This window comes from Crocosphaera watsonii WH 8501 (assembly GCF_000167195.1).
GTDB classification, from domain to species: domain Bacteria; phylum Cyanobacteriota; class Cyanobacteriia; order Cyanobacteriales; family Microcystaceae; genus Crocosphaera; species Crocosphaera watsonii.
This window is the reverse complement of sequence record NZ_AADV02000154.1, coordinates 1-10,489: the sequence shown is the minus strand read 5'-3', so window position 1 is coordinate 10,489 and position 10,489 is coordinate 1. Positions and strand designations below refer to the sequence as shown.

The window sequence follows — 10,489 nt, the reverse complement described above, 5'->3', positions numbered from 1 at the left end:
CCACCCACAAGAGAGATTCCCAATTAAGAAAATTACGATAGAATTAAGGGTTAGACTGGGTTTAACTGATGAGTATCAATTTTTACTCCATCTTCTGTGCGGCCACGGTCTCTTTTTTTTAACAAGGATCATCCTAACTTGCCAACACCTCCAACCCTTCACACTCCCGTTTTACCCCAAGCTTTGCTTGATGGTTTAGCTATTGACCCCAACGGTCATTATTTAGATGCCACTTTGGGACGGGGTGGCCATAGTCGTCTCATTTTGGCAACCTTTCCTGATGTTAGAGTAACAGGAATTGATCTCGATGACGAGGCGATCGCTACCACTCAAGGCAATCTATCGGAGCTATTCGGCGATCGCTTACAGGTTTGGCAGGGTAATTTTGCAGATTACTCGGGTAAAATAGGAGAATTTAATGGTATTATTGCCGACTTAGGTGTAAGTTCCCCCCAGTTTGATGTAGCAGAGAGAGGCTTTAGTTTTCGTCATCAAGCCCCTTTGGATATGCGGATGAACCGTCAACAGTCTTTAACCGCAGCAGAAATCATTAATCATTGGGATCAAACCAGTCTTGCTGATCTATTCTATCAATATGGAGAAGAAAGGCGATCCCGTGTCATTGCCCGTCGCATTGTACAACAACGTCCCTTTGAGACGACAACAGCTTTAGCAGAGGCGATCGCCTTATGTTTCCCCCCAAAACAACGTTATGGACGTATTCACCCTGCTACCCGTGTTTTTCAAGCCTTACGTATTGCGGTTAATGATGAACTAGGATCATTAGAAAGGTTCTTAGAAAAAGCCCCTCACTGGTTAAAACCTGGGGGACGTATTGGGATTATTAGTTTTCATAGTTTAGAAGATCGTCGGGTAAAGTATAGTTTTCGAGACTCTTTATTGTTGGATGTGGTTACAAAAAAACCGATTATTCCCCAAGCAGAAGAACAAGCAAACAACCCTCGATCTCGTTCGGCAAAATTAAGGTTTGCACAACGGAAAGCTAGTGAGCAGTGAGCAGTTACCAGTTAGCATTAACTGTTTAAGTAAATAGACTTAATGCAAAAATAAATCAGAAAATAAATTACTAAAAAATAACGATGTTTTAACCCTCTATTAGAGACAAAATTATAATTAGATGTAGCTTGTCTAAACATTACTCAAATTTTAAGCCATGGCTGTAGAAACTTTAAGTCGAACTTTTCTTCCTTTTGCTCAGAGAAAACACTTAGATAAGATTGAGATGATCCTCATTGAGAATCTTCCTTGTTCCAGTTTTTCTCATATTCAAGCCATTGGTTATGATGCCAAAACCAAAATTCTTAAAGTTAATTATAAATCTGGTTCTATTTATACCTATTTTCAGGTTCCTGCCCAGATTTTTCAGACCATGCTGACGACTTATAATCTAGGAATATATATCAATTCTCACATCAGAGGAAACTATCATTATCAGAGGTTTATTCCTCGTTATATTTAAACGTTTGTGGGAGTTTTTAAGACTCCCACAAAGGTTAAAAAAGCGGTTAAAGTTTGACGGTTACTGTTTTAATTTCCGTGTATTGTTGTAAGCCATATTCCCCTAATTCTCGACCCATACCCGACTGTTTAAAGCCACCAAAGGGAGCAGCCGCATCAAAGACATCGTAACAGTTAACCCAGACAGTCCCTGCACGTAAAGCATTAGCGATCGCATGACCTTTACTAATATCCTGGGTCCAAACAGCGGCCGCTAAACCATACACAGTATCATTGGTCCGTTGGATCACCTCATCCATATCTTTGAACTTGATAATACTCATCACCGGACCGAAAATCTCTTCTTGGGCAATTTTCATATTATCTTTTACCTCAGCGAAGACAGTGGGTTCAATAAAGTAACCCCGATCGCCCACACGGCCTCCACCACACAACAGTTTTGCCCCTTCCCTTTGTCCCGACTCAATATACTCCATCACCTTATCAAACTGAGTGCGATCCACTTGGGATCCTTGAGCGGTGTTATCATCAAAAGGATCACCTACTATCCGTTGTTTTGCCCGTTCAACGCTTTTAGCCACAAACTCGTCATAACACTTCTCTTCTACAAACAGACGAGATCCTGCACAACAACATTGACCCTGGTTAAAGAATAAGCCAAAATGCGCCCCTTCGATGGCTTGTTCCAGGTTAGCATCGGCAAAGACAATATTAGGGCTTTTACCACCTAATTCCAAGGTAACGCGCTTTAAGTTAGTTTGGGCGGCCGCCTCCATGATCAAATGGCCCACTTCTGTCGATCCCGTAAAGGCAACTTTATCGATATCGTGATGACGGGCGATCGCTTGTCCGGCCGTGGGGCCATAACCGGACAGTAAGTTAACTACCCCTGGAGGGAACCCTGCTTCTAGGATCAACTCTCCTAACCTCAAAGCGGATAGGGGGGTTTGTTCGGCGGTTTTCATGACAACAGTGTTCCCGGCAGCCAAAGCGGGGGCGAGTTTCCATGCTTGCATTAGTAAGGGAAAGTTCCAAGGAATGATTTGGCCCACCACTCCCACTGGTTCGTGACGAGTATAACAAAAATAGGGTCCGTTGATGGGAATAGTTTTTCCTTGAATTTTGTCAGCCCACCCTGCATAGTAACGGTAACAGGCAATGACAAGCTGTAAATCTGCGTTTAAGGAGTCTTGATAGGGTTTTCCGTTATCTAAAGTTTCTAGACGGGCTAATTCTTCGATGTTAGCTTCGATTAAATCAGCTAACTTGTATAACAGTTGTCCCCGTTGAGTGGCTGATAGTTTGGGCCAGTCCCCCTGGTTAAAGGCGTTTCTGGCAGCGATGACGGCTTTATCTACGTCGGCTGCATCTGCTTCTGCCACATCACAGATCACTTCTCCTGTGCTGGGGTTGATGGTTTCAAAGCGTTTTCCTGATGCACTTTCGACCCATTTGTTATTGATTAATAGTTGGGTTGGGCCAATTTTAACTTTGTTTTCTGGTCGTGTTGCTGTGACCATCTTAAATTATCCCTTGTTTATTTTACCTTTATTTTTAGCGTGAAACATTATTATTGATTTGGGACGTATTTTTTTCAAAAATTAATATTTATTTTTTTTACTTAAGAAAGGGTTAAAAGATATCATTAAAGGGGAGGAAATAAGCTATACAGTAGTTAGGGGCAATTGAGAGAAAATTTAACAATGGGTGAAAATTGATTGTCAGGCTTTTCTCAGTTTGCCAGTTTTTTATGACAAAACCTCAAAATTTTGGAGTTTAATAATGTCGAAAGAATTTCTAGATTTTCTTAAGCATAAATATGCCTATGTTGCTGTAGGAGAGTTTCAACCAGGAAAGTTTTCTGAAGCGCAAAGACTATACGAAAAAGCAGTTTCCACCTATAAAGATGGATTCCAAGGAGCCTTTTTATTACAAAAGCCAGGAACCGATGAAGGAATAGCCGTCATTATGTGGGAAAAAATTGAAGATATGGAAGCCAACCAAAACGAGATTTATCAAGAAATTATGGAAAAAATGACCCCCTTATTCGTTAAACCTCCCAAAACAGATTTTTATGAGGTTTGTAGTGAGATCGATGGCTCTTCTGAACAATAGTTCACCGATACACTTCTAAATTAAGGATATAGTTACCCATTTGAACTTCACCTGACCATAACTCATATTCAATTCTCAAATATTCTGGTAATGTCTCTCCGTCTAGCTGTAAACTACGAGTATAATTACGAAGGCGGAAGGCATTGGCAATTTCTCCACCGCTATCATTTAACCAGTAACGGCTCAAACCATAAATCCCTGGTTCCCAAAAATGACGATAGCAAAACCGGCCACTGCCTTGTAAACTCATAATTACCCTTGCCGGAGAAATTTCTAACCACAACATAGAGCGAGCGGTTTCCACGGCTGAGGTGGTTTCCTCTTGAGCTACTGACTCGGGAGAATCGGGTTGATTGACTAATAAATCAAACCGAAAACGATCTTTTTGATAAAGGGTTCCAGAGGTTTCTAGAGTACAGTCAATGGGTAAGTCTGTGGACATTAAAGATAATGACACAGGGTGATGATATTTAATAGGCATCTCTGAGTTCCATCTGAGCAGCATACTTCTAACATAAAGCTCAAACGTGAAAATTAACAACGCCCAGATTAGTGATTTGTGTTACGAAATGTAAAGAATGGCTTGCCAAATGATATAAGTTGTTGCTACATTGAATACTTGTGTGAGAAATCCTCAGTAGCTCAGTGGTAGAGCGGTCGGCTGTTAACCGATTGGTCGTAGGTTCGAATCCTACCTGGGGAGTTTTTCAATAATGGACAATGAATAATGGATAATGATCTCCCTATTTATCCATTAATAAAAATCATGACCCTTGATCCACAACAACTCATTGACTTAGCTTTAAAAGCAGGAGCCTCTCACGCGGAAGTTTATCAATGTAGTTCCCATTCTCGTCCTGTGTTTTTTGAAGCCAACCGTCTCAAACAGTTGGAAAGTTCTCAGTCCCAAGGGACGGCCTTAAGGTTGTGGAAAGAGGGCGCACCTGGGTTAGCTGTGGCCTATGGAGAGGTAGATAGTACAACCTTGGTGGAACGGGCGATCGCTTTATCGGCACTGAATGAACCCGAAACCATCGAATTAAATCAACCCCGTCAGCATATTCAACCTACCGTGGGGGAAGGGATAGCAGTAGAAACCTTGATAGATATGGGTAAAGAGGCGATCGCTCAACTACGGGAAAATTACCCAGAAGTGCTTTGTAGCGGTGAGTTTGCCTCTCAAGAGGATTTTTCTTGTTTAGTCAATTCTTTGGGGCTTCATTGTCAATCTAGTGAGGTTTCAACGGATTTTTATTTAGGGGTGGAATGGGTTAGAGGAGAGGATTTTTTAGCTATTTATGAGGGGGAACATAGTCGTCAGGAATTAGCTGTAGAGAAAGCAGTAGAAGGAATTTTGCAACGGTTGGCATGGGCTAAAACAACGGTTTCCCCGAAAACAGGACGGATGCCGGTGTTATTTACCCCCAATGGGGCAACTTTGTTATGGGAAACGGTAGTTGATGCTCTCAATAGTAAAATGGTCTTAGAAAAGGCTTCTCCTTGGAGTGAGAAACTAGGGGAAAAGATTGTTTCTGAGCAATTAAATTTGTCACAACAACCGAATTTTGAACCCTATAGTTGTCCTTTTGATGATGAGGGGACAATCACGCAGCCATTATCATTAATTAGAGAAGGAAGACTAAGACAATTTTATAGCGATCGCACCAGAGCAAGATTGTTAGGAACCGAGAGTACAGGGAACGGTTTTCGTCCCAGTTTGGGGAGTTATCCTAGTCCCGGTTTGGTTAATTTAATTGTAGAAGGGGGAGATAGCGATTTTGAGCAGTTAGTTAAACAATTAGATAAGGGTATTATTGTGGAGCAAATTTTAGGAGGAGGTGCTGATATTTCTGGGGATTTTTCTATTAATATTGACTTGGGTTATGCTGTGGAAAATGGTGTTATTACAGGACGAGTGAAAGATACAATGGTGAGTGGGAATGTTTATCAAGTGTTACAGGAAATTATTGCACTAGGCAATGACTCCCGTTGGATAGACTCTTGTTTTACACCTTCTTTGCTAGTAGAAGGGTTATCAATTAACAATTAATATAGTATCCCATCACTTAAATTATAATTATTTAGCAAAAGGCAAATTATTCAACTATAATTTTAGTATCCTCAAGAAACTAAATCGAATGAAAAATAAAAATAATAATAAGAATATTGGTCATTATTTTGAAGGAACTGATGCTCAATGGTATAAAGGTAGAGAGTTAACGAATGAGGAAAGAGAAGTTTTTAAACAACGTTCTGTTAAATCTCATCAAGCTAAAATTAAAGCTTTAAATGGGGAAGGAATTACGCCAATACACCCAATTAATTCCCCTAAATTAAATCCTGAAGATTTAATGCCAAAACTTAAACCCAATCATCTTAAAGTCCTTTCTTTATTTAGTGGCGGTGGTGGCTTAGATTTAGGTTTTGATCATGCTGGTTTTCAACATTATCAATCATACGAAATTATCAGAGATGCAGCAGTAACTATTATGCAAAATCGTCCTCAATGGAATGTTTTTTATGGGGATGATGGTAATGTTAAAAATAAAAATTGGAGCTTTTTAAAAAATCAAATTGATGTCATACATGGTGGTCCACCTTGTCAACCATTTTCCATAGCAGGACATCAAAATGGAGGTGAAGATGATAGAGATTTATTTCCTGAATTTATTCGAGCTATTTTAGCAATTGAACCAACTGCCTTTGTAGCTGAAAATGTCAAGGCGTTAAGGAATAAAAAATTTAAAGGCTATCTAAATCAAAAAATTATTGCTCCCTTATCTCAAAATTATAAAATTCTCATCTTTGAATTAAGTGCAGCTTCTTTTGGTGTTCCCCAAAAACGAGATCGAATATTCATAGTAGGTTTAAAAAAAGATCAAGTTTCTAAACAATTTATTATTCCTAAACCAACTCATAATTTTGCTCACTTATTACCCAGTAAAAATAATTACAACTCAAAACAATTATCCTTGTTTCATTCTTTTTCTTCAGAAAATCAAGATCATAATCTTTTAAAATGTATGGGGGTTCGTCAAGCATTAGGTTTACCTAATATTGGCTATGATGCCTTATCTCCTACAATCAGAAGTGGTTTAACTGGTCCTAGACATACTACTTCAATATTAAGTAGTTCTTCAGCAAAAAAACAATGGGAACAACTAGAAATTTGGCCGAATGGTGTGGCAAAAAATCGTTTAAATGCACATAAGTTTGTAGCAAAAAATAGACACTTCAGATTATCTGTTCAAGATTGTGCAATTATACAAGGATTTCCCGAATCTTGGCTATTTAATGGGGCTGTTTATATGATACTTGGGCAAGTTGGTAATTCCGTTCCACCACCAATGGCTTATCATGTTGCTAAGGCATTATTACAGACATTAATCTAAATATTGATCTAAATATTGTCTGAGTTTGCTGGCATGATTATCTATAATTTTCTCCCAACAATTAAAATATGATGCAGGGATATGAGGATTATTTAAAGTAGAACCTCGACGCATAATATATTCACACCTATCACGAATAATTTGTAACATTCTTTGAGGTGAATATCCATTTTCTCTATCCATTAGTTGATGATATTCCTCTAATGTGTACTGCCGCTTTTGAATTTTTTTTGCATCTTGTATGGTGTAATATTGTTTTTCACCAACAATATTGTACATAACTTGGAGGTTAATCAAGTTTGGGACAAGTTGAGCAAGTTTAAAATCTCCTGCAATATATTGTTCTTTTTCTTTTATCCATTTTGACATCTCTTTAGGGGAAGCATAATGACAATATTTTAGGTTAGTTTCCTGATCATAAAAACCAATAATCCAATGTTTATTTTGCCATTTTTTAATATGCTCTATTCCAAAGTATCGAACCGTTGTTACAGAATTTTTTGTGGTTGATTTAAGTTCAAAATAGAACGTTTTACCTTTATAGTTTAATAAAGTGTCTGTATCATTTCTGCGTCTATTGGGAGGTTGTTCAAGTTGAAAAAGTTTAATTAATTGATTTTCTCTAGCGTCGTCTTGTACTGTCATGTTGTTGGTTAAATGAAGACTAGGAAATAATAAAAAATTTGAGATCGCAGTAATTACCCAGAAAACAAAGCTACTGTCAATTAGCCTAAACTATCTAAAAAATGTTTATCTAAAACTGCTGGCAGGAGAAGTAGAAACAATTGGCACATTTAAACAACAAGTAGCAATCTTTGAGGTTTGAAATAACTAAACGTAGCACATTTATGAAAAAATTAAGCAAAAATACTCATTTGCAAGGGAATATCCGGCTCAATATCAAACCATATTGTTGCGCCACAGTTTTTCGGATGTTCTGGATCATATACAAAGCGACCCACACAGGGAATTTTTACCTCGTTACAAAGAACAGTTTTCTGCCCCATTTTCACGGATATAACAGGTTTATGGGTCTTGTTTGTCTGATTATCTCTGATTTTGTCTTTATTTACATGGATATAGGTCATTATTTCTTGTTTATGGATACGCCAGCTACCTTTTGGACCCTTGTTTCTCCGGCTTATTCTAGGCATTCCACTGGCAGAAACAGGGATTTTCCAGCATCTTCCCTCTTTGAAAGCCCCTTCAATACGACCCTCGATCGCTAGTTTTCTCACGCGCTGAACCGACAAATGGAGACGACAAGCTGCTTGGGTTGTGCCAATATAAGTTTGAGAAGTTTCAGTGTTAGACATTATACTGTTGCGCTATAGTTAGGGTTTGCTGAATAAAAGCAAAACCCTATTCTTTAAAAGGTTACACCCATATTCGCGATCGCAAAAAAGATCAGCTTTGTCGGCTACAAACCGCTATAATTGGTAGAAACACCTCCCAGTTGTTGGTCAAGAACAAATGTATCGAAAAGAGGAGCAACCTTTACCGCCCCCAGAAAAATTTGAATTACCTTTCGAGGGCAAATTGTCCCCCAATAATTGTTGGGTAATCATGGCAGAGTTGATACCTTGGGATGATTTTGAGGAAGAATATGCTAAACTTTTTTCAGCAGAAAAAGGTGCGCCAGCCAAACTATTTAGAATGGCATTAGGGACATTAATTATTAAGGAAAAATTAGGAACAAGTGATAGAGAAACTATAGAACAGATTAGAGAAAATCCCTATCTACAATACTTTATAGGTTTAAATTGTTATCAACAAGAGCCACCACTGGAATCTTCAATGCTAGTTCATTTTAGGAAAAGAATTGATGGAGGATTGATAAACAAAATCAATAAAAAAATAGTAAAAGAGAAATAGACAAGAGTGATAAAGAAGTAAAAAAAAAGGATTGTCTCCAAGAAAAAGGAGAAAAAATAAAAAATAAAGGTAAACTAATTTTAGATGCGACTTGTGCGCCAGCAGACATCAAATACCCAACGGATTTAGGCATATTAAATCAAGCCAGAATTGAGACAGAAAGAATAATAGATAATCTTTATAAACCATTAAGAGTAAAATTGAGAAAAAAGCCGAGAACTTCTAGAAAAATTGCTAGAAAGGAATACTTAAAAGTAGCTAAAAAACGAAAAGTATCTTATCAAGAAAGAAGAAAAGCTATCGGGAAACAGTTAAAATACCTTAAGAAAAATTTAGGAAATATAGAAGACTTAATTCAAGCTGGGGCTTCCCTGGAAAATCTGAGTAAAAGACAGAAAAATTGTCTAGAGACTATCAAAAAAGTTTATGAACAACAACAGTCAATGTGGGAGAATAAGACCCAGAGTGTTCCTCAAAGAATTGTAAGTTTAACTCAACCGCATATTCGTCCAATAGTGAGGGGAAAAGCAGGAAAACCAATAGAGTTTGGAGCTAAACTCTCAGTAAGCTGTGTAGATAACTATGTGTTTCTAGACAAAATAAGTTGGGAAAACTTCAATGAATCTTGTCATTTAAAAGAACAAGTAGAAAAGTATAAAAAAACGTTTGGCTATTATCCCGAATCCGTCCATGTAGATAAAATTTATCGAACTAGGGAAAACAGAAATTGGTGTAAGGAAAGAGGGATAAGAATCAGTGGTCCGAAGTTAGGAAGACCTCCGAAAAATGTCAGTGAAGAAGAAAAGAAACAAGCCCACTCCGATGAATGCTTCCGTAATGCTATTGAGGGAAAGTTTGGACAAGCTAAACGAAGATTTAGCCTAAATCTCGTGATGACAAAACTCCCTGAAACCTCCATTACATCTATTGCTATTACATTTTTAGTTGTCAATCTTTCTAAACTTCTGAGGCAGTTTTTGTCGCTTTTTTTGTCCTTATTTACTAATAATAAAACAGGAGAACTCATCAAACCGCCTTTCATTAATTTTGATTATACTTTAAACAATTTTTATGTACTAAAACTTATTGATTTGTCAGAAAATTCTTGGTCAAAAGTGGCATAAATTTTGGAGAAACTTTTTCAGCAAACTCTATAATAGTAGTTAATCAAATCAATAGAAGGATATGCAGTGAATACCATTGATTTAGTCACACAACAAATCCATTTAGTACCTCCTGATAAACAAGAAGAAGTTTTAGACTTTATTGAGTTTTTAATAACAAAATATAAACCAGAAAACTCTAGGAAATCTGCTGAATAATTAGCCAATAAATTATTTTTTAAAATAGTGTTATTCACCTAAGAATGTCTCCTTGTAGGGGTTTAACACTGTTAAACCTAGTTAACACTACAAAAATTATTAGTCTAATGCAGCCTGCTTAATTTTCTGTTGACAAATGTTGACAAATAGTTTTTAAAGGTAAATCAAGTGCATGAGAAATTTGTTCATAGGTTAATCCTAATTTTAATAACCTGGGGATTGTTTCTAATTTTGTTTTATTTTTAACTGATTTAATCAGATTTTCTGCCTCTCCCATAAATTTTTTTATATCTTCAAACTCTGGAC

Annotated in this window: 11 protein-coding genes, 1 tRNA gene and 1 pseudogene; 8 read left to right on the top strand and 5 right to left on the bottom strand. The window is 37.4% G+C overall.

The genetic code is table 11. The features are described from left to right. Positions 1-138: 138 nt before the first annotated feature. Together rsmH and CWATDRAFT_RS26450 are read left to right on the top strand one after the other, a co-directional pair. Positions 139-1,017 carry a 16S rRNA (cytosine(1402)-N(4))-methyltransferase RsmH gene (gene rsmH, locus CWATDRAFT_RS26455; protein WP_007307871.1) on the top strand — a complete coding sequence of 293 codons (879 nt, stop codon included), beginning with the start codon at positions 139-141 and terminating at the stop codon, positions 1,015-1,017. Positions 1,018-1,174: 157 nt separating this feature from the next. Then, positions 1,175-1,480 (top strand): KTSC domain-containing protein, encoded by a 306-nt coding sequence (locus CWATDRAFT_RS26450; RefSeq protein WP_007307872.1) that lies wholly within the window; start codon positions 1,175-1,177, stop codon positions 1,478-1,480. Positions 1,481-1,526: 46 nt separating this feature from the next. Here the strand turns inward: CWATDRAFT_RS26450 and CWATDRAFT_RS26445 are convergent, their stop codons facing one another. Next, the gene (locus CWATDRAFT_RS26445; RefSeq protein ID WP_007307870.1) at positions 1,527-2,999 is read right to left on the bottom strand and encodes an aldehyde dehydrogenase family protein; all 1,473 of its coding nucleotides are present in this window, start codon (positions 2,997-2,999) and stop codon (positions 1,527-1,529) included. A 262-nt stretch (positions 3,000-3,261) separates the two neighbouring features. Between CWATDRAFT_RS26445 and CWATDRAFT_RS26440 the strand changes: the two genes are divergently transcribed. Next, positions 3,262-3,594 carry an antibiotic biosynthesis monooxygenase gene (locus CWATDRAFT_RS26440; RefSeq protein WP_007307873.1) on the top strand — a complete coding sequence of 111 codons (333 nt, stop codon included), beginning with the start codon at positions 3,262-3,264 and terminating at the stop codon, positions 3,592-3,594. A 1-nt stretch (position 3,595) separates the two neighbouring features. Here the strand turns inward: CWATDRAFT_RS26440 and CWATDRAFT_RS26435 are convergent, their stop codons facing one another. Then, positions 3,596-4,075: a hypothetical protein gene (locus CWATDRAFT_RS26435; RefSeq protein WP_042712507.1), complete on the bottom strand. Its 480-nt coding sequence runs from the start codon at positions 4,073-4,075 to the stop codon at positions 3,596-3,598. Positions 4,076-4,225: 150 nt separating this feature from the next. Here CWATDRAFT_RS26435 and CWATDRAFT_RS26430 point away from each other — a divergent pair. The 3 genes from CWATDRAFT_RS26430 to CWATDRAFT_RS26420 all read left to right on the top strand — a co-directional run bounded on the left by CWATDRAFT_RS26430 (position 4,226) and on the right by CWATDRAFT_RS26420 (position 6,986). Next, positions 4,226-4,297 (top strand) — tRNA-Asn (locus tag CWATDRAFT_RS26430). A gap of 63 nt (positions 4,298-4,360) precedes the next feature. Continuing rightward, complete coding sequence (locus CWATDRAFT_RS26425; RefSeq protein ID WP_042712505.1) at positions 4,361-5,644, top strand: TldD/PmbA family protein; 1,284 nt, start codon at positions 4,361-4,363, stop codon at positions 5,642-5,644. 88 nt (positions 5,645-5,732) lie between these two features. Further along, on the top strand, positions 5,733-6,986 hold the full coding sequence (locus tag CWATDRAFT_RS26420) for a DNA cytosine methyltransferase (RefSeq protein WP_007307875.1): 1,254 nt from the start codon (positions 5,733-5,735) through the stop codon (positions 6,984-6,986). Here the strand turns inward: CWATDRAFT_RS26420 and CWATDRAFT_RS26415 are convergent. Continuing rightward, positions 6,978-7,631, bottom strand: coding sequence for a hypothetical protein (locus CWATDRAFT_RS26415; protein ID WP_007307868.1), 654 nt, complete (start codon positions 7,629-7,631; stop codon positions 6,978-6,980). The two genes, CWATDRAFT_RS26420 and CWATDRAFT_RS26415, sit on opposite strands and share 9 nt — an antisense overlap. A gap of 212 nt (positions 7,632-7,843) precedes the next feature. Next, complete coding sequence (locus CWATDRAFT_RS26410; protein ID WP_007307867.1) at positions 7,844-8,302, bottom strand: MerR family transcriptional regulator; 459 nt, start codon at positions 8,300-8,302, stop codon at positions 7,844-7,846. Positions 8,303-8,459: 157 nt separating this feature from the next. Between CWATDRAFT_RS26410 and CWATDRAFT_RS34720 the strand changes: the two genes are divergently transcribed. After that, a protein-coding gene (locus CWATDRAFT_RS34720; RefSeq protein ID WP_085961769.1) for an IS5-like element ISCwa2 family transposase occupies positions 8,460-9,985 on the top strand; the annotation gives its coding sequence in 2 pieces (ribosomal slippage) (positions 8,460-8,847 and positions 8,847-9,985; 1,527 coding nt in all). A gap of 66 nt (positions 9,986-10,051) precedes the next feature. Further along, positions 10,052-10,183 carry a DUF2281 domain-containing protein gene (locus tag CWATDRAFT_RS34715; RefSeq protein ID WP_007310227.1) on the top strand — a complete coding sequence of 44 codons (132 nt, stop codon included), beginning with the start codon at positions 10,052-10,054 and terminating at the stop codon, positions 10,181-10,183. A 118-nt stretch (positions 10,184-10,301) separates the two neighbouring features. Here the strand turns inward: CWATDRAFT_RS34715 and CWATDRAFT_RS26395 are convergent. Continuing rightward, positions 10,302-10,489, bottom strand: a pseudogene (locus CWATDRAFT_RS26395) (hypothetical protein); the annotation flags it as partial.

Excerpts from the sequence above, each read along its gene's own strand:
- CWATDRAFT_RS26450 (WP_007307872.1), top strand. The coding sequence starts at position 1,175 with ATGGCTGTAGAAACTTTAAGTCGAACTTTTCTTCCTTTTGCTCAGAGA.
- CWATDRAFT_RS26445 (WP_007307870.1), bottom strand. The coding sequence starts at position 2,999 with ATGGTCACAGCAACACGACCAGAAAACAAAGTTAAAATTGGCCCAACC.
- CWATDRAFT_RS26440 (WP_007307873.1), top strand. The coding sequence starts at position 3,262 with ATGTCGAAAGAATTTCTAGATTTTCTTAAGCATAAATATGCCTATGTT.
- CWATDRAFT_RS26435 (WP_042712507.1), bottom strand. The coding sequence starts at position 4,075 with ATGCCTATTAAATATCATCACCCTGTGTCATTATCTTTAATGTCCACA.
- CWATDRAFT_RS26425 (WP_042712505.1), top strand. The coding sequence starts at position 4,361 with ATGACCCTTGATCCACAACAACTCATTGACTTAGCTTTAAAAGCAGGA.
- CWATDRAFT_RS26420 (WP_007307875.1), top strand. The coding sequence starts at position 5,733 with ATGAAAAATAAAAATAATAATAAGAATATTGGTCATTATTTTGAAGGA.
- CWATDRAFT_RS26415 (WP_007307868.1), bottom strand. The coding sequence starts at position 7,631 with ATGACAGTACAAGACGACGCTAGAGAAAATCAATTAATTAAACTTTTT.
- CWATDRAFT_RS26410 (WP_007307867.1), bottom strand. The coding sequence starts at position 8,302 with ATGTCTAACACTGAAACTTCTCAAACTTATATTGGCACAACCCAAGCA.